Consider the following 21,136-nt stretch of genomic DNA (forward strand, 5'->3'; position numbering starts at 1 on the left):
GCGTGACCGCAGCGACCAGGACGGACCCGCATGGTCCGTCCTGGTTCGCCGTTCCAGGGGGAGCTACCGAGCGTGAACGAGTTGTTCCGTGGTGTCCGGATCGGGGTGGACGTCGGTCAGGTCCGGGTGGGGGTTTCCCGCTCGGACCCGCACGGCGTGCTGGCCACCCCGTTGGTGACCCTCGCCCGCGACCTCGACGCGGCTCCGGACGCGGTGCCGGCCGACATCGCCGCGCTCGTGGCGCTTGTCGCCGAGCACGAGGCGGTGGAGGTCGTCGTCGGTCTTCCGGTCAATCTCGCCGGCAGGCACGGCCCGGCGGCCGTACACGTGAAGGCGTACGCTGACCGACTGGCCGCGGCAATAGCGCCCGTTCCGGTGGCGCTCACCGACGAGAGGATGTCCACGGTCGTGGCTTCTCGTAGGCTTGCCGAGCGCGGTGTCCGGGGGAAACGGCAACGGGCGGTGGTCGACCAGGCCGCCGCGGTGGAGATTCTGCAGAGCTGGCTGGAAGCGCAGCGGAGGCGGACGCGATGATCGACGATCTGGACCTCGGGTTCGACGAGCAGGACCGGGGGGAGAAGGGCAAGCACCGGCGCGGCGCTGTGCGCAAGCGCAAGGGCGGCGGTGGCGGCCGGGGCCGGACAGCCCTGGCCCTGCTGCTCACCCTGGCCCTGCTCGGCGGGATCGGTGGCGGTGCCTTCTACGGCTTCGACCGGATCCAGGCCTACTTCGTCACCCCCGACTACGACGGCGCGGGCACCGGCGAGGTGACCGTCGAGATCAAGCAGGGCGCGTTGCTCGCCGACATGGCCACCGCGTTGGTCGCCGCCGACGTGGTGAAGAGCGCCAAGGCGTTCATCGAGGCCGCCGAGGCGAACGCCCGCAGCACGAACATCCAGCCGGGCACCTACAAGCTGCGCAAGCAGATGAGTGGCGAGAGCGCCGTCGCCGCCATGCTCGACCTGAAGAACAAGATCGTCAACGGGGTCACCATCCCGGAGGGCCGGACGGCCAAGAACGTCTACAAGCTGCTCTCCGAGAAGACCAAGATCCCGGTGAAGGACTTCGAGGCGGCGGCGAAGGACCCGATCGCGCGGGGCGTGCCGGACTGGTGGTTCAAGCGCACGGACGGCAAGAAGACCAAGCCGGCGATCGAGGGCTTCCTCTACCCGGACACCTACGAGATCCCGCCGAAGGCGACCGCCGAGACCATCATCGAGCAGATGGTGGAGAACTTCCTCACCGTCAGCGGCGAGATGCAGTTCGCCGACCGGGTGCAGAAGGAGCGCGGCGGCATCAGCCCGTACGAGGCGCTGATCGTCGCGTCCCTGGCCCAGGCCGAGGCGGGCAACAAGGACGACCTGGGCAAGGTCGCCCGGGTCGCCTACAACCGGGCCTACGGTGAGTTCCCGTGCAACTGCCTGGAAATGGACGTCACGGTCAACTACTACCTCGAACTCATCGGCAAGGACACCAAGACCTCCGCCGAGATGAGCGAGAAAGAGCTGCTCGACACCAAGAACCCGTACAGCCGCAAGCTGCGGGGCATGATCCCCACCCCGATCAACAACCCGGGCAAGCAGGCCATGGAGGGCGCGATGGACCCGCCGCCCGGCAAGTGGCTCTTCTTCGTGGCGATCGACAAGGAGGGGCACTCCGAGTTCGCCGAGACTGTCGAGCAGCACGAGCGGAACAAGGTCAAGGCCCGGGAGAACGGCGTCATCTGATGACGGCCGTGCGGCGGGCGGGGGTGCTCGGCAAACCGATCGCGCACTCCCTCTCCCCGGTGATCCACCACGCCGGCTACGCGGCGGCGGGGCTCACCGGGTGGTCGTACACCCGGATCGAGTGCGCGGCGGCGGAGCTGCCGGACGTGGTCGCCGGACTGGGCCCGGAGTGGGCCGGGCTGTCGGTGACCATGCCCGGCAAGGAGGCGGCGCTCGCGGTGGCCGCCGAGGTCTCGCCGGTCGCCGCCGCCGTCGGCGCGGCCAACACGCTGGTACGCCGCCCGGACGGCTCCTGGTACGCCGACAACACCGACGTGGCCGGCATGGTCGAGGTGCTCACCGGCGCCGGGGTGCGGCCCGGGGCGACGGTGAGCGTGCTGGGCGCGGGCGGCACCGCGCGCGCGGCGGTGGCCGCGGCGGGCCGGCTCGACGCCCGGGAGGTGACCGTGCTGGCCCGCCGCCCGGCGGCGGTCGAGCAGCTGCGCCCGGTGGCCCGCGCCGCCGGCGTGCCGGTGCGGGCGTCGGCGTGGGACGACGCGGGCGCCCACCTCGCCGCCGACGTGGTGATCTCGACCGTGCCGAAGGGGGTCGCCGACCCGCTCGCCGCGACGGCGCCCTGGCGGGCGGGCACCGTGTGCTTCGACGCGCTCTACGACCCGTGGCCGACGCCCCTGGCCGCGTCGGCGCGGGCGGCGGGCTGCCGGATCGTCTCCGGGCTCGACCTGCTCCTGGCCCAGGCGGTGGGCCAGTTCGAGCACTTCACGGGGGTCGTCGCGCCCCGGGCCGCGATGGCCGCCGCCCTCGCCGCCGCGTGCGCCCGCTGACCGTCCGGTCCGGACGGAAGTGTCCCCTGTGGGCGTCCAGGGCATCCTTAGGCGACGGTTAAGACGCGCTTAGGTCCGGCTGTCGTCCCCACGGCCCGTCGTGGTCATGGTTACGCTGCTGAACGTCACCGCCCGAGACGCAGGGAGTGCTCCTTGAGCAGGCACGGACTGCACCGCCTCACCCGACACCCCGGCCCACGGCGCAAGGCCGTCATCATCGGCGTGGCCGGCGCCACGGTGGTGGCCGGCATCGTGGCCACCACGATGCCGCTGCTGGCCGCCGACGACCTCTCCATCCGGGCGAGCGCGGACACCACGGCGACCACTGTGGCGCAGGACGGCGACAACGGGGCGAAGACGACGCTGGCGACCTGCGCGGTGCGCTGCGACGGCAACCCCCGGGGCTCCCGGGAGGCGATCGTCCGGTTCGCGGTGAGCACCCTGCCGGCGACGGCGGTCAATGTGCGGGCCACGCTGCGGCTGCACGCGTGGCAGAAGTCCCCGGCGACGGTCACCGCGCACGCCTCCGTCGTGGACGCCGCCGCGGCGCGGCCGGCCCTGGCGCTGCCGGGGGCGGTCCTGGACACCGTCTCGCAGGTGGCGCCGGGCTTCAACGAGTGGGACGTCTCGGCCCTGGTGAAGGGCAACGGCACCTGGACGGTCTCGCTGGCGCAGACGGGCCTGGAGACCAGGGTCTACTGGGCGTCGACGGAGAACCGCAACCCGGACCTGCGCCCCCGCCTGGAGATCCGCTACGACGTCGCCGCCCGGCCCACGCCGGTGGTGACGAGCGCCGCGCCGTCGCCGAGCCGGACGGCCCCGCCGAGCCCCGCGCCGCGGCCGACGCCCAACCCCACCCGCGCCACCCCGAGCCCGTCGGCGAGCCCGTCGACCGGTACCGGCCGGTGCGGCGAGGTGTCGGCGCACCTGGTGCCCTCCTGCGGCGCATGGTGGGGGATGTACTCCCCGACCAACGCGGCCGAGGGCTGGGACCACGGCGGCGCCGTCGCCGAGGTGGAGGCGCAGGTCGGGCGGAAGTTCGACGTGGTGCACCGCTACCACGACTTCTCCAACGCCGGCAGCAACGGCGCCTTCCCCGACGCCTACCAGCGCAAGCAGATGAGCGAGGGGCGGCTGATGTTCTTCGCCTGGGAGTCGCGCATCTTCTCCTCCGGCACGGTGCTGAGCTGGCAGGACGTCTACAGTGGCCGGTACGACGCCACGATCGACGCGGTCGCCGGCCGGATCCGCGACACCGGCGTGCCGGTGTTCATGGGCTTCGACCACGAGCCGGAGGACGAGCCGGCCAAGGGCAGCGACGCCGACTTCGTCCGCGCCTGGCGGCACGTGCACGACCGCTTCGCCGCGGCGGGCGCCGACAACGCGGTCTGGGTCTGGACGATGATGGGCTGGTCGGGCCACCACGACCGGTACGCCGGCCTCTATCCCGGTGACCGCTACGTCGACTGGGTGGGCTACGACCCGTACAACTTCCACGTCTGCAATGGCAGCAAGGTCTGGAAGAGCCCGGCCACCACGATCGGCAACTTCTACCGCTGGCTGGACGAGAACGGCGTGGGCGCCGGCAAGCCACGCATGCTCGCGGAGTTCGGCACCAACTTCGACGCCGCCGACCCGGACGCGAAGCGGCGCTGGTTCGAGGAGTTCCCGGCGGCGCTGAAGGCGCACCCGAAGATCAAGGCCGCGATCTACTTCAACTCCCCGGGGATGACCAGCCGGTCGAGCACCTGCGACATGACCATGAACCATGACGCCGCGTCGGTGGCGGGCTTCGCCCGCGCCGGGCGTGACAGCTACCTGCGCCAACCCACCGGGGGCGCCCGCTGACCGTACGCGCCCGCAGGCTGACGCACGGTGAGACGGGCGAGTCGGACATCCGACTTGCCGGGCGTGGTGTCGTGTTGCTGATCCGGTGACCGACCAATCGGCGGATATCGCCAACACGGTTCCAACAGGCACGCTACGCGGGTTCTCTCCCGACATGGAGGCGTCAGCGTGCCCGACATCCCGCTCCCTCGGCGATCCGCCGGACTCCGCACCCGCGCGGCGGTGGTCGCACTCGTGACCGCCGCCGCCGTGCTGGCCGTCCCCACCGGCACCTCCGCTGCCGTGGTGCCGGCCCCCGAATCGGCGACCCTGGTCTCGGCCAACCCGGCCGACGCCACCCCGCACGCCAAGGACGGCGAGACCCGCGCCTTCGCGCAGGTCGGCTCCACGGTCTACGTCGGCGGCAGCTTCACCCAGATCCGGCAGACCGCCAGCGCGGCCTGGACCACCCGGCGTTACCTCTTCGGATACGACCGGACCAGCGGCACGATCTCGACGACCTTCCTGCCGGTGCTCGACGGCGCGGTCAACACGATGGTCGCCGGGCCCGGCGGCACCCTGATCGTCGGCGGCACCTTCAAGACCGTCAACGGCGTCGCCCGTAAGAACCTCGTGGCGCTCGACCCCGCCACGGGCGAGATCGTCGACAGCTGGGTCGGCCGCTCCGACGGCGGGACCGTCCGCGACCTGGCGCTGCACGGCAACTGGCTCTACGTGGCCGGCGCGTTCAACTGGCTCAACGGCACCGCGCACGTCGGGCTCGGCCGGCTCAACGCCACCACCGGCGCCATCGACCCGACCTTCGTCGTCGACGCCACCGTCGGTCGCCGCGGGACCACCCCGTACGCCTGGACCCTCGACGTCTCCCCGGACGGCGGCACCCTGGTCGTCGGCGGCAACTTCACGCTCGTCAACGGCCTGCCGCGCAACCAGATGGCGCTGGTCGACCTCTCGGGCACCCCGACGGTGCTGGACTGGAGCACCGAGAAGTTCGTCGCGCCGTGCGCGGACCCGACGACCTTCGTGCACTACGTGCAGGACGTGAAGTTCGGTGCCGACGGCACCTGGTTCGTCGTCGGCACCAACGGCGGCGCCGGCTGGCCGGCCGCGTACTGCGACGCGCTTGTGCGCTTCGAGACCGCGGCCCGGGGCGCCGGGCAGCTCGCCACCTGGGCCGACTACACCGGCAACGACACCATCACCTCCGTCGAGGTCGCCGACAACGTCATCTACCTCGGCGGGCACTTCCGGTGGCTGAACAACCCCAACGCCAGCGACGCGGCCGGCAACGGCGCGGTCGACCGGCTCGGCATCGCGGCGGTCACCCCCGCCACCGGCATGCCGGTCAACTGGAACCCACGCCGCAGCGGCAGCGCGTCGATGCCGGCCGGCACCAGCAACTGGGGCTCCTCGGTGCCGGTTCTTTGGCGCGGCAGCGACGGCCTCTACTTCGGCCACAACTCCGACGGCATGGGCAACGAGTACCACGGCCGGCTGGGGATGTTCCCGCTGGCCGGCGGGCGCACCATCACCCCGAAGAACGCGCCGACCGAGACCGCCGGCAACCTGTACGTCGGCACGGGCGCGGGCACGCTGGCGAAGGTGCCGTTCGACGGCGCCAGCCTGGGCACCCCGACCACGGTCAGCCAGCCCCAGTACACGGCGGCCGGCGCGACCTGGCGGGTGGCCGACCGGATCTACTGGTCGCACACCGTGGCCGGCACCCCCACCGGCAGCCGGATCGACATCTCGCTGTTCAACGGCGCCGCGATCGGCGCGCCGTGGGAGGCGTCCGGCTACAACGACTGGTACAACCCGGCGCTGCTGACCGGCGCCTTCTACCTCGACGGCCGCCTCTACTACACCCGCACGGGCGCCAACGCGCTCTACTACCGCTACTTCGAGATCGACGGCAACTACCTCGGCGCGACCGAGTTCACCCTGCCCACCGCCGGGGTCACCTGGTCGACCGTGCGGGGCATGGCCTGGGTCGCCGGCCGGGTCGTGTACGGCGCGACCGACGGCACCCTGCGCAGCGTGCCGTTCGACCCGACGGCCGTCCCGGCGGTCGCCGGTGCGGCGGCGACGGTGGTCCCGCCGGCCGCCGGCGTGACGTGGTCCACGCCGTCGACGTTCTTCTCCGTCCAGTGACCGTCGACTGTTCGTGACGGAACATCGGTAGATTGTTCACTTACGGGCCGGCGACGGATCAGCCGTCGCCGGCCCGTACCACGTGGGGAGGGTCGTTGGTCGGCGCGGGTGGCAATCGCAGAGGGCTCGCGGTGCGGGTCGTCTTCGCGGTCAAGCGCGGTTGGTACACGCTGCGTTATCCCAGGTTGACGCTGGGCGAGGGCGTGGAGATCCGCGGCCGGATCCGGCTGCGCCGGGGCGTGCGGGTGAGCATCGGCGACCGCACCCGGATCAACAAGCTGGTCCGCTTCGCCGGCCCCGGCGAGGTGCGCGTCGGCGCCGACTGCCTGCTCAACGCCACCTGGATCGGCACCTGGACGACGGTGACGATCGGCGACCGGTGCCTGCTGTCGGACTGCGAACTGCTGGACAACGACTTCCACAACCTGTCGCCCGAGCGGCGGCACGACCCGCCCGTGCCGGCGACCCGCGCCCCGATCACGGTCGAGGACAACGTGTGGATCGGGGCGCACGCCCTGGTGATGAAGGGTGTGCGGATCGGCCGGGACAGTGTCGTGGGCGCTGCCACGGTGGTGCGTACGGACGTGGCGCCGCGGGTCGTGGTCGCCGGAAACCCACAACAGACGGTGAAGAAGTTCCATGACTGACGCAGCCCCGGGATCCTGGCCCAGCGACGTGCCCGCCGGCGGCGGCACAGCGGGCCGCACGGTCACGCTGACCGACCTGCTCCGCGTCCCGCTGCACCGGATCCGGCTGGTCGGGGCCGTCGCCGCGGTCGGCCTGCTGGCCGCGGTGGGCTACGTGCTGCTCGGGCCCGCCCCCGTGACCGCCAGCGCGGTCGTGGCCGTGCGTCCCGTCGTCACCGACGCGTTCACGCCCAGCGGCGCCAACGCCGACCGGGCGGTGAACATGAACGTCGAGAGCGGCATCGCCACGGGCACCGACGTGGTGCAGCGGCTGGCCGACTCGGAGGGGCTGGATCCGCGCGAGGTGCGCGACGCCCTGGAGGTCGAGGTGCCCACCGGCGGGCAGATCCTGCGCTTCGTCTACCAGGCCCCCAGCGCCGAGCAGGCGGTCGAGGGCGTCAACCTCGCCGCCCAGGCCTACATCGAGGTGCGCCGGTCGATGTACGAGAAGCAGCGCGAGGAGATGCTGCGCTCGTACGACGAGAGCATCGCCAAGGTCGCCGCCCAGCAGGTGGCCCTCCAGAAGCGCGTCAACAGCGCCCGCCCGGGCAGCGTCGACGCCGCGGTGACCGAACTGACCGGGATCAACAACCAGCTCACCCAGCTCAACGCCGCGCGGACCGAGATCGCCGCCGTCGACGTCAACCCGGGCTGGGTCACCCAGAGCGCCGAGCGGGCGCTGGCCTCCGCCGCCGGCAACCGCCCGCTCTACCTGCTCGCCGGCCTGCTCGGCGGGACCCTGCTCGGCGTGGTCCTCGCGTACGCCTGGGAGTCGATGGACCGGCGGATCCGGTCCGTCGCCGACAGCCGCGACGCCACCGGCCTGCCGCTGCTCGGCACGGTCCGCAGCCGCCGGTGGCGCGGGGGCAAGGAGGCGGTCGACGCCGACATCCGGTACGTGGCGATGGCGATCGCCGAGCGGGTCCGGCAGCCCGCCCGGGTGGCCCTGCTGACCGCCCGCGAGGAGGATCCCACGGCCATCACCGCCGGGCTGGCGGTGGCACTGGCGGCGGCCGGCCGGGAGGTCTTCGTCGCCGACGACAGCGGTCGCGCCGAGCGGTTGCGCACCACCGTGCTCGCCGACCGGGAGCGGCTGCCCGCCACGGCGGACCCGTCCCGCCCGCTCGTGCCGAAGCCCCGTACGGCGGGGACCGTGCCGGACGGCAAGAGCGCCGGGACGCCGGAGCCGGTGGCGGCCCGCCGTCCGTCTCCGCACCCGATCGCGCACCCGATCGGCGCCCGTGCGTCGACCGACCCGGACGCCACCCTGACCCTGCCCCGGGTCACCTCCGCGGTGGCGGCCGAGACGAGCAAGGCGTCGAGCAGCGACCCGGTGGCCGTGGGCGCGGGCAACGTCCGGTTCGGCACCTGGCGACAGGGCGCCGACCACCGCCTGGTGCTGTTCAACGCCCCGCCGGCCGAGTCCGACGAGCGCGGGGTCGCCGTCGCCCGGCAGGGCACCGCTGTCGTGGTGGTCGAGCAGGACCGCACCCGGCAGGGCGACCTGCGTCGCCTCGTCGAGCGGCTGCGCGCCGCCGGGGTCACCCCGCTCGGCTTCGTGTTGACCCACAGCGGCCGGGGCTGAGCGTGCCGGTCACCCGCGCCCCGGCGACGACCGACCCGGGCGGCGGGCCCGGTGGCGGCGTCGCCCGAGCGCCGCAGCCGCCGCCACCGCCACGGCTGCCGCTCTGGCCGCTGGTCCTGATGTTCGGCATGGTCCCCCTGTGGTGGCTGGCCGGGGCGTTCTACCTCGGCTGGCCGCTGCTCGGGGCGCTGCTGTTCGCGCTGCTGGTCATCCGGGGGCGGGTGCCGCTGCCCCCGGCCGCCGGGATCTGGCTGCTGTTCCTGGCCGTGGTGGTGGTCAGCGCCACCCAGTTGCAGACGCCGGCCTCGGTGCTGACGTTCGCGCTGCGGCTCGCCTTCTACCTCACCGCGCTGGTCGTCGGCGTCTACGTCTACGCGGTCGCCCGGGAACGCCCCGACCAGGTCGCCGTGCTGGTGCCGCTGTGCGCCTTCTGGTTCGGGCTGGTCGCGCTCGGCTGGCTGGGCGTGCTGGTGCCCCGCTTCGCGCTGACCACCCCGGTGGAGATGCTGCTGCCGGGCGGGGTCGCCAACACCCCGTTCATCAAGGACATGGTCCACCTCACCACCGCGGAATACAGCGAGCGGTCGCTGAACCCGATCTACCGGCCGGCGGCGCCGTTCGCGTACACCAACAACTACGGCAGCGCGTACGCGATGACGCTGCCCTGCGTGGTGGCCTTCACCATGCTGCGCCGGCACGGCGCGCTGCGCTGGGCGGTGCTGGCGTCGCTGCCGCTGTCGTTGGCGCCGGCGTTCCTCACGCTCAACCGGGCGATGTTCCTCAGCCTCGGCGCGGGGCTGGCCGTGCTCGGCGTGCGGGCCGCCCTGCGCGGCAACGTCCGGGTCGCCGCGTCGATCGTCGGGGTGGTGGTCATCGGCGGCCTGACGACCCTGTTCATCCCGATCACCGACCTGATCGGCAACCGGGTCGAGTCCAGCGACACCAACACCGACCGGCTCTCCCTCTATGTCGAGGTCATCCGGCGGGTGAGGGAGTCTCCGTGGCTCGGCTACGGTGCCCCGGTGAACGTGGACACCGTCAGCGCCGAGGCACCGATCGGCACCCAGGGGCAGTTGTGGATGGTGCTGTTCAGCCACGGCGTCCCCGCGCTGCTGTGTTTCCTCGCCTGGTTCGTGGTCGCCGCGCTGATCTGCGCCCGGGCCACCTCCGCCGCCGGACAGTGGCTGGCCGTGGTGCCGGTCGTCTGCCTGGTGCAGATCCCCTTCTACGGCATGGCCAACCAGAACCTCGCGGTCGCCTTCTTCGCGGTCGCCTTCGCGATGGCGTTGACCGAGCGGGAGACGTCGGCCCGCCCCCACTTCCCCCCGGCCCTCCGCCCGCAGGCGGTGTCCGGGTGACCGCCGCCATCCGACCCCCGTCCGGGCAGCACCCCGCCGTCGCACCGCCCACCGCCGGGACCGTGCCGCCCGCCGACGACACGGAGACCCGGCGCAGCGTGCGCAGCGGCGTCGCCGGGCTGGTCGGGGCGGCCACCAGCGGGCTCTTCGGTTTCCTGCTCGCGGTCGTCATCACCCGCGGCTACGGCACCGTCGGCTCCGGGGCCTTCTTCGCCGCGATCGGGGTGGTCACCGTCGCCACCGCCGTGTGCACCCTCGGCGCGGAGACCGGGCTGATGTGGGCGCTGCCCCGCCGGCGCCTCGGCGCCCGGGGCGACGCCGCGCGGATGCTGCCGGTGGCGCTGCTGCCGCCGCTGCTGGCGGCGGTCGCCGTCGCCGTCGGCGGGCTGCTCGCCGCCGACGCGCTCGCCCCACGCCTGCTCGGCGGCTCCGGCGTCGACGGCGCGGCCCTGTTGACGGTCAGCTTCGCCGCGGTGCCGGTGGTGGTGGCGATGACGTTGCTGCTCGCCGCGCTCCGCTGCGTGCGCCCGATCCGGGCGTACGTCGGGGTGCAGTTCTTCCTGCTGCCGGTGGCCCGGCCGGCGCTGGTCGGCGCGGCGGCCCTGGCCGGCGGGGGCCTGCTGGCGGGCCTGACCGGCTGGCTGGTGCCGGCGGCGCTCGCCCTGCTGGCCTGCCTGACGCTGGTGGCCGGGCCGCTCGGCGTCGGCCGGGGCGCGGTCCTGCGTCCCCGTCCCGGCGACTGGTCGGCGTTCTGGCGTTTCGCGCTGCCGAGGGCCGCGTCCGCCGCCATCGACGCCGGCAACATGTGGGTGGGCGTGCTGCTCACGTCGGTGCTCGCCGGCCCGGCCGACGCCGGCGTGTTCGGCGGCGTCGGGCGCTACATCCTCGCCGGTCAACTGGCCATGCAGGGGTTGCGGGTGGCGGTGTCGCCGCAGCTCTCGCGGCTGCTGGGACGCGGCGAGCGGGCGGCGGCGGCGGCCGTGCACCGGCAGTTGACCACCTGGGGGCTGGTGCTGTCCTGGCCGGTCTACCTGCTGCTCGCCGTCTTCGGGCTGGCCTTCCTCCAGATCTTCGGGCCCGAGTTCACCGCCGGTGCCCCCGCCATGGCCGTGCTCGCGGTGGCCATGCTGGTGAACACCGGGGTCGGCAACGTGCAGAGCCTGCTGCTGATGGGCGGGCGCAGCGGGCTGCACCTGGTCGCCACGCTGGCCGGGCTGCTCGTCACCGTCTCCCTCGGCCTGTGGCTGATCCCGGCGCACGGCGCGACCGGGGCGGCGCTGGCCTGGGCGCTCGGCATCGTCACCGAGAACCTCACGTCGGTCGGCTGCGCCCGGGCCGTGGTCGGCCAACCACTTGTCGACGCGGCGATGCTGCGCGCCGGGGCGGCCACCGTCGCCGGGGTCGGCGCCGCGGCGGCGGTCGGGGTGCTGGCCGGCGGGCGGGGGATCGGCGGCCTGGCCGTGGCCGTGGCCGTGCTGGTCGTCGGCTGCGTCGGCTTGTTGACGTTGCCCCGGGTGCGGCGCCGCATCCGGGTGACCATGATGCAGGTCCGCGGGCGGCCGGAGGCGGCCCCGGCCGCGGCCGGCCCCGCCGCGGAGGAATCGAAAGGTAGGTGAGGTCCGTCGTGCCGTCCATCCGAGACCGGGTGAAGCAGCTCGTGCCGGCCCAGGTGACAGACCGGGTACGGGAGTCACTCGTCGAGTACGGGGTGCGCACCAGCGACCGTCGGCCGCTGCCGGACTTCCTCATCATCGGCACCAAGCGGGGCGGCACCACCTCGCTGTGGAACTACCTCATCCAGCATCCGCTGGTGCCCCGGCTCTTCCCGGCGTGGAACACCAAGTCCGCGCACTACTTCGAGGAGCACTGGCAGCGCGGCGAGGCCTGGTACCGGTCGCACTTCCCCACGCAGCGGCAGCGGGAGGCGCTGGAGAAACGGCACAGCGGGCCGGTACGCGTCGGCGAGGCCGCGCCGCTCTACATGTTCCACCCCCTCGCGGCGCAGCGGGTCGCCGAGCTGATGCCGTCGGTGCGGCTGATCGTGCTGCTGCGCGACCCGGTGGAGCGGGCGTACTCGCACTGGAAGGAGCGGCGCACGCACGGCATCGAGCCGCTCGACTTCGCCGCGGCCCTCGCCGCCGAGGCGGAGCGCACGGCGGGGGAGCGGGAGCGGCTGATCGCCGAACCGGAGTACTTCAGCGAGCCGTACGACTGGTACACCTACCGGGCCCGGGGCCGCTACCTGGAGCACCTCGAGCCGTGGCTGGAGCGGTTCGACCGGGAGCGGATCCTCTTCCTGCCCAGCGAGGACCTCTACCGCGACGCCCGGACGACCTACCGCCGGACGCTGGACTTCCTCGGCCTGCCCCCGCACGACCTGCCCGACTTCAAGGTCTACAACGACCGCCGCTCGTCGCCGCTGGAGCCGGCGGTGCGCACCGAGCTGACCGACTACTACCGCCCGTACAACGACGCCCTGCGGCAGCGGCTGGGGTTGGCGCTCGACTGGCCGGACCGGGCACCGTGACGGCGCGCGTCGCCGCCCCCGCCGACCCCCGGTCGCGTACCGACGGGCTGGGCTGGGTCACCCGGGCGGTGTTCGGCGACGAGCGGATCGCCCTGAGCGTCGGTGTCGCGCCGCCGCCCGGGCACCGTGCCGTCGCCCGGTACGCGGTGGTCCCCTCGCTGGCGCGGGCGCGGTTCCTGCTGCCGCTGGGCGCACCCCGGGCCACGGCCGCCGCGCTGCTGGCGTACAACGCGTTGCGCCCGCCGAAGGTGCGGGCGGTGCGGGCCGCACTCGGCGTGCTGGCCCGCGTCGGCGTGGTCGACCTGGCCCCGTTTCCCCGGCTGACGGTGTCGCTGCCCGAGGGCGTCGGGGCCGACGAGGCGCTGCTGGCCGGCCGGTTGGGTGCCGCGCTCGGCGAGGCGGCGGTCCACGCGGCCTGCGGGGTGCGCCCCCCGGACCCGAACCACAAGCCCACCCTCCAGCTGTTCGCCCCCGACGGGCGGCCCCTCGGCTACGCGAAGATCGGCTGGAACCCGGCCACCCGGGCGCTGGTGACCGCCGAGGCGGCGGCGCTGCGCGACCTGCCGGCGGTGACCGGTGCGCCCGAGCACCCGGCGGCACCCCGGCTGCTCGCCGAGTCGACCGAGGCGGGGCGGGTCGTCGCGCTGGTCGAGCCGCTGCCGCCGGCCGTGCGGGGGGTGCCGGTCGACGATCCGCCGCGGTTGGCGGCGCAGCTCGCGGTGTCCCGCCGGGGTCGCCCGCCGGCACCGCCGCGCCCCCTCGCCGGGTCGTCGTTCGCGCGCCGGCTCGCCGCCGAGGCCGCCCGCGCCGCCGCCGGCACGCCGGACGGGCACCGGGCGGTCGCCGCCGTGGCCGCCCTGACCGACCGGCACGGCGGCACGGCCGTCGAGTTCGGGCACTGGCACGGCGACTGGGTGCCCTGGAACCTCGGCGTGCACGCCGGCCGCCTCGTCGCCTGGGACTGGGAGCACAGCGGCCCGGACGTGCCGGTGGGCTTCGACCTGGCGCACGACGCGTTCCAGCGGGCCCTGGTGCTGCGCGGCGAGCCGGCCGCGGCGGCGGCGCGGGCCGTCGACGCCGACCTCGAGCGCCACGGCGCCGGGCTCGGGCTCGGGCCGGCCGCCCGGGAGTTGGTGGCCGACGCCTACCTGCTGGAGATGTGGCTGCGCACCTGGCGGCTGGCCGATGCGGGCGCGGGCTGGAACGCCGCGCTGCATCCCGCGCTGCTGGACGTCGTCGAGAAACGACATAGCGGCTGATCGGCCGAATTCGCCGGAGCCCGGGGTCCGCCGCCGGGGGACGTGTGATCTGCTTCGCCGGCGGCGACCACCGAACAGCCAAGCGAACTTGTGGGGAGTCGCGTGGAAACGACAACCGAGGACGCCGGCGAGGCCGGGATCCTGCTCCTGGTGGGCTCCAGCGGCGGCCACCTGGCCCAACTGCTCGCCCTGCGCCCGTGGTACGAACGCTGGCGGCGCTGCTGGGTCACCTTCGACACACCCGAGGCGGTCTCGCTGCTCGCCGGCGAGGAACTCGTCGCGGCGCACCACCCGACCACCCGCAACGTGCCGAACCTGCTGCGCAACACCGTCCTCGCCTGGCGGGTGCTGCGCTCGCGCCGGGTCGCCGCGGTGGTGACCACCGGTGCCGGGGTGGCCGTACCGTTCGTGGTGCTGGCCCGGCTGCGGCGCGTACCGACCATCTACATCGAGGTGTACGACCGCATCGACACCCCGACCATGACCGCCCGGCTCTGCCGGCCGTTCCTCTCCGCGATGCTCGTGCAGTGGGACGAGCAGCGCCGGCAGTACCCGGAGGCCACGGTCGTGGGGACCCTGCTGTGAACGCCGAGAGCACCGGAACCACCCCCGCCCAGCGGGTCGCCCCCGACCGCGTCCGGCCGGCGCCCGCCAACCGGGTGCCCCGGCCCCGCCAGCCCGACCACGTCGCCCGGGCCCGGGTGCTGGTCGCCGTCGGCACCGACAAACACCCGTTCGACCGGCTGACCGGCTGGCTGGAGCGGTGGCACCCCGCCGTCGCCGAGGGCGTCGGGCTCACCGTCCAGCACGGGCACACCCGGGCCCCCGGGGTACCCGGGGCGGTGGCCTTCCTCGGCCACGACGAACTCCAGGCCGCGATGGCGGAGGCCGACCTGGTGGTCTGCCACGGCGGGCCGGCCACCATCCTGGAGGCCCGCCGGCACGGTCACCTGCCGATCGTCGTGCCCCGCGATCCGGCCCGGGGCGAACACGTCGACGACCACCAGCAGTTGTTCGCCCGTCGGCTGGGCGCGGCCGGCATGGTGGCGCTGGCCGAGACCCGGGAGGCGCTGTTCGACGCCCTCACCGCCGGCCTCGCCGACCCGTCCCGGTTCGCCGTCGCGGCCGACCCCGCCGCGTCCGAGGCGCGGCGCGCGGCGGTGGAGCAGGTGGGGCGGATCGTGGAGGACCTGGTGGCCGCGTCGACCCGACGACGGCAGCGGACGAGGTGGCGGCCGTGGATACGGCCGGCCCGGAACGGAGAGCGGCGATGACCGAACACCCGAGCGTGAGCGCGGTGGTGCCCACCCGGGACCGCCCGGAGCTGCTCCGGGCCGCCGTGCGGGCCATCCTCGACCAGGACCACCCCGGCCCGATCGAGGTGGTGGTGGTGTACGACCAGTCCGAACCGGACCTTTCGCTGGCCGGGCTCTCCCGTCCGGACCGGCTGGTCCGGGTGATCCGCAACGAGCGCGCCCCCGGCCTGGCCGGCGCCCGCAACTGCGGCATCCTGGCCGCCACCGGCGAGCTGGTCGCGTTCTGCGACGACGACGACGAGTGGCTGCCCGGCAAGCTGCGGGCCCAGGTCGAGGCGCTCAGCGCCCGCCCGGACGCGGAGTTCGTGAGCTGCGGCATCCGGGTCAGCTACGACGGGCACACCGTCGACCGGGCGCTGCCGAAGGACTCCGTCACCCTGGCCGACCTGCTGCGGGACCGGATGACGGAGCTGCACCCGTCGACGTTCCTGATCCGCGCCGCCGCGCTGCGCGACGGGTTCGGGCTGGTCGACGAGGAGATCCCGGGCAGCTACGCGGAGGACTACGAGTTCCTGCTCCGCGCCGCCCGCAGCGCCCCGCTGGTCAACCTGCGCACCCCGTACGTGCTGGTGCGCTGGCACAAGCGGTCCTACTTCGCGCAGCGCTGGGACACCATCTCCGAGGCGTTGCAGTGGCTGCTGGAGCGCTATCCCGAGTTCGGCACCCAGCCGGCCGGCGAGGCGCGGGTGAGCGGGCAGATCGCCTTCGCCCGGGCCGCCTCCGGTGACCGGCGGGGCGCGCTGCGCTGGGCCCGGCGCACCCTGCGGCGCAATCCGCGGGAGCCGCGCGCGTACCTGGCCCTCGCGGTGGCCGGGCGGATGGTCCGCGCCGACGCGGTGCTGCGCACCCTGCACAAGCGGGGCCGCGGCATCTGAGGCGGGCGGGGGCGTCCGCAGGGCGGGACGCGGCGGGCCCGCACGGCGGCGGGCACCGGGCGTGACAGACTGACCGCTGTGTTGCGCTGGTTGACTGCAGGGGAATCGCACGGTCCCGCCCTCGTCGCGATGCTGGAGGGCGTACCCGCCGGCATCGAGGTCACCACCGGGGATATCGCCGGTGAGCTGGCCCGACGCCGGCTCGGCTACGGCCGGGGCGCGCGGATGGCGTTCGAGCAGGACGAGATCGAAATGATCGGCGGGCTCCGGCACGGGGTCACGCTCGGCAGCCCGGTCGCGATCCGCGTCGGCAACTCCGAGTGGCCGAAGTGGCGCACCGTCATGGCCGCCGACCCGGTCGACGCCGACGAGCTGGCCAGCCAGGCGCGCAACGCCCCGCTCACCCGCCCCCGGCCGGGCCACGCCGACCTGGCCGGCATGCAGAAGTACGGCCACACCGACGCCCGGCCGATCCTGGAGCGCGCCAGCGCGCGGGAGACCGCCGCCCGGGTGGCCGTCGGCACGGTCGCCAAGGCGCTGCTCCGGCAGGGCCTCGGCATCGAGATCGTCTCGCACGTGGTGGAGCTGGGCCCGGTCGCCGTCAAGCCCGGGCTGCGGGCGACGCCCGCCGACGCCGCACGCATCGACGCCGACCCGCTGCGCTGCCTCGACGCCGAGGCCAGCGCCCGGATGGTCGCCGAGGTCGACGCCGCGAAGAAGGCGGCCGACACCCTGGGCGGCGTGGTCGAGGTGCTGGCGTACGGGGTGCCGCCGGGCCTGGGCAGCCACGTGCAGTGGGACCGCAAACTCGACGCCCGGCTCGCCGCAGCGCTGATGTCGATCCAGGCCATCAAGGGCGTGGAGATCGGGGACGGCTGGCAGCAGGCGCGCTCGCGCGGCTCCGAGGCGCACGACGAGATCATCCCCACCGCCGCCGGCGTACGCCGGGTCACCGACCGGGCCGGCGGGCTGGAGGGTGGCATCACCACCGGCGAGCCGTTGCGGGTGAAGGCCGCGATGAAGCCGATCTCGTCGCTGAACCGGGCCCTGGCGACGGTGGACGTCACCACGGGCGAGCCGGCCACCGCCATCAACCAGCGCTCGGACGTCTGCGCGGTGCCCGCCGCTGCCGTGGTCGCCGAGGCGATGGTGGCGCTGGTGCTCGCCGAGGCCGCCACCGAGAAGTTCGGCGGCGACTCGGTCGCGGAGATCCGCCGCAACCTGGCCGGTTACCTCGACGCGCTGGTGATCCGGTGAACGCCCGCCGACGGGCTGGGCACGAGACCGGGCGGCGGTGCCGCTGATGGCGCCGGTCTGCGTACTGGTCGGGGCACCCGGCTCCGGCAAGACCACCGTCGGGCTGGCGCTGGCGGGGCTGCTCGGCGTGGAGTTCCGCGACACCGATCTGGACATCGTGCGGCTGGCCGGCAAGCCGATCCCCGAGATCTTCATCGACGACGGCGAGGACCACTTCCGTACGCTGGAGCGCGCGGCCGTGGCGGCGGGGCTCGCCTCCTGCGCCGGCGTGCTCGCCCTCGGCGGCGGCGCGGTCCTCGCCGAGGAGAACCGGGCCGCCCTGGTCGGGCACCGGGTGGTGTACCTCTCCATCGAGCTGCCCGAGGCGGTGAAACGGGTCGGGCTCGGCGCGGGCCGTCCGCTGCTGGCGATCAACCCCCGGGCGACGCTGAAGTACCTGCTGGACCAGCGCCGCCCGCTCTACGCCGAGGTCGCCACCGCCACGGTCGCCACCGACGGGCGGGCGCCGGCGGAGATCGCGGCCGAGATCGCCGAGCGGCTGGACTAGGCTGCCGGCGATGGACGAGGTGACCCGGATCCCGGTCGGCGGCGAGCGCCCGTACGACGTGCTGGTGGGACGCGAGCTGCTCGACGCACTGCCGGGGTTGCTGCCCGACGCGACCCGGGTGGCGGTGCTGCACGCGCCCCCGCTCGATGGGCTGGCCGACGCGATCGGCGCGCGGCTGCGCGCGGCTGGTGTCGCGCCGCTGCTGATCGAGGTGCCGGACGCCGAGGCGGGTAAGCACATCGACGTGGCGGCGACCTGCTGGGACCGGCTGGGCGAGGCCGGCTTCACCCGTACCGACGCGGTGGTGGGGGTCGGCGGCGGCGCGGTGACCGACCTGGCCGGCTTCGTGGCGGCCTGTTGGCTGCGCGGTGTGCGCTGGGTGCCGGTGGCGACCTCGCTGCTGGGCATGGTCGACGCCGCGGTGGGCGGCAAGACCGGGATCAACACCGTCACCGGCAAGAACCTGGTCGGGGCGTTCCATCCCCCGGTCGGTGTCCTCGCCGACCTGGCGACGCTGGACAGCCTCCCGCCGGTCGATCTCGCCGCCGGCCTGGCCGAGGTGGTCAAGTGCGGCTTCATCGCCGATCCGGTGATCCTCGACCTGGTGGAACGGGACCCGGTGGCGGCCACCGATCCGAGCGGCGCGGTGGCCCGTGAGCTGATCGAGCGGGCGATCCGGGTGAAGTCCGATGTGGTCTCGGGTGACCTGCGCGAGTCGGGCCTGCGGGAGGTGCTCAACTACGGTCACACCCTGGCCCACGCCATCGAGAAGGCCGAGGGTTACCGCTGGCGGCACGGCCACGCCGTCTCCGTCGGCCTCGTCTACGCCGCTGAGCTGGCCCGGCTGGCCGGCCGGCTGGACGCCGCCACCGCCGAGCGGCACCGCTCGGCCGTGGCCGCGCTCGGCCTGCCCACCAGCTATCCGGCCGGGGCCTGGCCGGCACTGCTCGCCACCATGCGGGTGGACAAGAAGGCCCGCGGCAACCGGCTGCGGTTCGTGGTGCTGGACGGGCTGGCGCGGCCGGCCATCCTCGAGGGCCCGGACGACGGGTTGCTGGCGGCGGCCTACCGGGAGGTGGCGGCGTGAGGGTGTACGTCCTCAACGGCCCGAACCTCGGCCGGCTCGGCACCCGACAGCCGGATGTCTACGGGGCGACCAGCTACGCGGACCTCGTGGCGCTCTGCGAGGCGACCGGCCGGGAACTGGGCCTGGACGTGACGGTCCGGCAGACCGACGCCGAGCACGAGCTGCTGGGCTGGCTGCACGCTGCGGCCGACGAGGGTGCCGCCGTGGTGCTCAACCCCGCCGCCTGGTCGCACTACTCGTACGCCGTCCGGGACGCCTGCGCCATGCTGCGCGGGCCGCTGGTCGAGGTGCACATCTCCAACATCCACGCCCGGGAGGAGTTCCGGCACCGCTCCGTGGTGTCGGCGGTGGCGACCGGGGTGATCTGCGGCCTCGGCGTCGACGGCTACCGGCTGGCCCTGCAACACCTGGCGACCTCACAACATCCGGCGACCTCACAACACCTGGCGACCCCGCACCATCTGGCGGGCCCGCACCGCTGAAGCGTCGTGCCCCACCTCCTGGTGGGCGGCGGGTCGGCCGGGGGACCGCCGGTGCCGTCGCCCATTATCGTGACGGTGAGTGAATTAACGCTTCGTTGCTCACTGTCACCGAGCGTGCGGCTCCCGGACCCCACCTCTGCGCCCCTTTGCTCTGCACCCTGATCCGCACCAGTGGCCTGACCAGTGGCCTGACCAGGGGACTTATTCGAGCGGTGGAACCGTGCCGGCGAGGGGATTGTCACTGAAAGTGAGTGGTGCGCCCGCAGGTGCAGAGCAAAGGGGGCGCGGCGGGCTTCTCTGGAGGAGCCGCGCCGGACACGAAGAGTGACGCGTTGGCCGCCGGCGCCCGGTGCCCCTTCCGGCGCGGTTCCGTCGGCATTCGCCGCAGCGCCGCCAGGCGCCCGGCGGCGCTGCGGCGGGCCGTTCGGCCAGGGGGCGCGGCGCCAGCGGGGGTGCGCGGTGCGGCGGGGGTGCGCGGGGTGCGGCGGCGGGGCGGCGGGGACGGCGGCGGGCAGCGCGGGCAGCGGCATTCGACGCAACGAGTAGACTTGCCAGGTCTGTCCGCCAATTGATGATCAAGGCAGGAAATGGCCACCACCAACGACCTGAAGAACGGCCTGGTACTCAACCTCGACGGCGAGCTGTGGGCCGTCGTGGAGTTCCAGCACGTCAAGCCCGGTAAGGGCGGTGCGTTCGTGCGCACCACCCTGAAGAACGTGCTGTCCGGCAAGGTGGTCGACAAGACCTTCAACGCGGGCACCAAGGTCGAGACCGCGACCGTGGACAAGCGCACCATGCAATACCTCTACGCCGACGGTGAGGACTACGTCTTCATGGATCTGGAGACGTTCGACCAGATCACCGTGCCGGCAGCCACCGTCGGCGACGCGGCGAACTACCTGCTGCCGGAGGCCGAGGCGACCGTGGCCACCCACGAGGATGTGCCGCTCTACATCGAGCTGCCGACCAGCGTCGTGCTGGAAGTCACCTACACCGAGCCGGGCCTGCAGGGCGACCGGTCCACCGGCGGCAACAAGCCGGCCACCGTCGAGACCGACGCGACCGTGCAGGTGCCGCTCTTCATCACCACCGGCGAAAAGATCAAGGTCGACACCCGCGACGGCCGTTACCTCGGCCGCGCCTGATGGCTGAGGGCCCCAAACAGCAGATGCCGGCGCGCCGCAAGGCGCGCAAGCGGGCGCTGGACGTGCTCTTCGAGGCTGACCTGCGCAACCGACCGCCGGTCGAGGTGCTCGCCGGCTACATCGAACGGATCGAGAAGCCTCGGCCCGAGCACCTGGACTACGCGGTCAGTCTCGTCGAGGGTGTCGCCGCGCATCTCGACCGGATCGACGAGGTGATCGCCAGCTACGCCGAGGGGTGGACGCTGGACCGGATGCCGGCGGTAGACCGCAATCTCGCCCGGATCGCGGTCTACGAGCTGCTCTACATCGACGAGATCGACGACGCGGTGGCCATCAGCGAGGCCGTGGAACTGGCCCGGCAGATGTCCACCGACGACTCACCGCGCTTCCTCAACGGCATTCTCGGCCGCATCGCCGAGTACGCCAGCCGCTGACGGGCGCGGCCCAGGTCACAGCAGGGCG

The 21,136-nt window shown here is 73.8% G+C and carries 20 protein-coding genes; all 20 read left to right on the top strand.

The window, feature by feature from the left end:
* Positions 1 to 30: 30 nt before the first annotated feature.
* Positions 31 to 534 carry a Holliday junction resolvase RuvX gene (gene ruvX, locus ACQ452_RS10685; RefSeq protein WP_433392742.1) on the top strand — a complete coding sequence of 168 codons (504 nt, stop codon included), beginning with the start codon at positions 31 to 33 and terminating at the stop codon, positions 532 to 534.
* The gene (gene mltG / locus ACQ452_RS10690) at positions 531 to 1,727 is read left to right on the top strand and encodes an endolytic transglycosylase MltG (RefSeq protein ID WP_433392744.1); all 1,197 of its coding nucleotides are present in this window, start codon (positions 531 to 533) and stop codon (positions 1,725 to 1,727) included. The genes ruvX and mltG overlap by 4 nt, the downstream gene beginning before the upstream one ends.
* A complete protein-coding gene (locus ACQ452_RS10695) occupies positions 1,727 to 2,551 on the top strand; it encodes a shikimate dehydrogenase (protein WP_433392746.1) in 825 nt (274 codons plus the stop codon). The genes mltG and ACQ452_RS10695 overlap by 1 nt, the downstream gene beginning before the upstream one ends.
* A gap of 153 nt (positions 2,552 to 2,704) precedes the next feature.
* Entirely contained in the window at positions 2,705 to 4,399 is a 1,695-nt protein-coding gene (locus ACQ452_RS10700) for a CBM96 family carbohydrate-binding protein (RefSeq protein WP_433392748.1), read from the top strand.
* Positions 4,400 to 4,621: 222 nt separating this feature from the next.
* Entirely contained in the window at positions 4,622 to 6,550 is a 1,929-nt protein-coding gene (locus tag ACQ452_RS10705) for a hypothetical protein (protein ID WP_433392750.1), read from the top strand.
* Between the two features lie 95 nt (positions 6,551 to 6,645).
* Positions 6,646 to 7,197 (top strand): acyltransferase, encoded by a 552-nt coding sequence (locus tag ACQ452_RS10710; RefSeq protein ID WP_433392751.1) that lies wholly within the window; start codon positions 6,646 to 6,648, stop codon positions 7,195 to 7,197.
* A complete protein-coding gene (locus ACQ452_RS10715; RefSeq protein ID WP_433392753.1) occupies positions 7,190 to 8,821 on the top strand; it encodes a lipopolysaccharide biosynthesis protein in 1,632 nt (543 codons plus the stop codon). The genes ACQ452_RS10710 and ACQ452_RS10715 overlap by 8 nt, the downstream gene beginning before the upstream one ends.
* 95 nt (positions 8,822 to 8,916) lie before the next feature.
* Positions 8,917 to 10,179, top strand: a complete 1,263-nt coding sequence (locus tag ACQ452_RS10720; protein WP_433394086.1) for an O-antigen ligase family protein — start codon at positions 8,917 to 8,919, stop codon at positions 10,177 to 10,179.
* Positions 10,176 to 11,795, top strand: a complete 1,620-nt coding sequence (locus ACQ452_RS10725) for a lipopolysaccharide biosynthesis protein (RefSeq protein ID WP_433392755.1) — start codon at positions 10,176 to 10,178, stop codon at positions 11,793 to 11,795. The genes ACQ452_RS10720 and ACQ452_RS10725 overlap by 4 nt, the downstream gene beginning before the upstream one ends.
* Before the next feature lie 8 nt (positions 11,796 to 11,803).
* A complete protein-coding gene (locus tag ACQ452_RS10730; protein WP_433392756.1) occupies positions 11,804 to 12,706 on the top strand; it encodes a sulfotransferase domain-containing protein in 903 nt (300 codons plus the stop codon).
* On the top strand, positions 12,703 to 13,965 hold the full coding sequence (locus ACQ452_RS10735) for a hypothetical protein (RefSeq protein WP_433392758.1): 1,263 nt from the start codon (positions 12,703 to 12,705) through the stop codon (positions 13,963 to 13,965). The genes ACQ452_RS10730 and ACQ452_RS10735 overlap by 4 nt, the downstream gene beginning before the upstream one ends.
* A gap of 102 nt (positions 13,966 to 14,067) precedes the next feature.
* The gene (locus tag ACQ452_RS10740) at positions 14,068 to 14,550 is read left to right on the top strand and encodes a UDP-N-acetylglucosamine--LPS N-acetylglucosamine transferase (RefSeq protein ID WP_433392760.1); all 483 of its coding nucleotides are present in this window, start codon (positions 14,068 to 14,070) and stop codon (positions 14,548 to 14,550) included.
* Between the two features lie 74 nt (positions 14,551 to 14,624).
* Entirely contained in the window at positions 14,625 to 15,239 is a 615-nt protein-coding gene (locus ACQ452_RS10745) for a glycosyltransferase (RefSeq protein ID WP_433394087.1), read from the top strand.
* Entirely contained in the window at positions 15,236 to 16,156 is a 921-nt protein-coding gene (locus ACQ452_RS10750) for a glycosyltransferase family 2 protein (RefSeq protein ID WP_433392762.1), read from the top strand. The genes ACQ452_RS10745 and ACQ452_RS10750 overlap by 4 nt, the downstream gene beginning before the upstream one ends.
* A gap of 78 nt (positions 16,157 to 16,234) precedes the next feature.
* The gene (aroC, locus tag ACQ452_RS10755; protein WP_433392764.1) at positions 16,235 to 17,413 is read left to right on the top strand and encodes a chorismate synthase; all 1,179 of its coding nucleotides are present in this window, start codon (positions 16,235 to 16,237) and stop codon (positions 17,411 to 17,413) included.
* 46 nt (positions 17,414 to 17,459) lie between these two features.
* Positions 17,460 to 17,960, top strand: a complete 501-nt coding sequence (locus ACQ452_RS10760) for a shikimate kinase (RefSeq protein ID WP_433392766.1) — start codon at positions 17,460 to 17,462, stop codon at positions 17,958 to 17,960.
* A gap of 10 nt (positions 17,961 to 17,970) precedes the next feature.
* Positions 17,971 to 19,047, top strand: a complete 1,077-nt coding sequence (gene aroB, locus ACQ452_RS10765; RefSeq protein WP_433392767.1) for a 3-dehydroquinate synthase — start codon at positions 17,971 to 17,973, stop codon at positions 19,045 to 19,047.
* Positions 19,044 to 19,529 carry a type II 3-dehydroquinate dehydratase gene (aroQ, locus tag ACQ452_RS10770; protein ID WP_433392769.1) on the top strand — a complete coding sequence of 162 codons (486 nt, stop codon included), beginning with the start codon at positions 19,044 to 19,046 and terminating at the stop codon, positions 19,527 to 19,529. The genes aroB and aroQ overlap by 4 nt, the downstream gene beginning before the upstream one ends.
* Before the next feature lie 587 nt (positions 19,530 to 20,116).
* A complete protein-coding gene (gene efp, locus ACQ452_RS10775) occupies positions 20,117 to 20,674 on the top strand; it encodes an elongation factor P (RefSeq protein WP_433392771.1) in 558 nt (185 codons plus the stop codon).
* Positions 20,675 to 20,697: 23 nt separating this feature from the next.
* The gene (gene nusB / locus ACQ452_RS10780) at positions 20,698 to 21,108 is read left to right on the top strand and encodes a transcription antitermination factor NusB (protein WP_433394089.1); all 411 of its coding nucleotides are present in this window, start codon (positions 20,698 to 20,700) and stop codon (positions 21,106 to 21,108) included.
* Positions 21,109 to 21,136 lie beyond the last annotated feature (28 nt).

The organism is Micromonospora sp. KLBMP9576 (assembly GCF_050941805.1).
In the GTDB taxonomy this organism is placed as follows: Bacteria; Actinomycetota; Actinomycetes; order Mycobacteriales; family Micromonosporaceae; genus Micromonospora.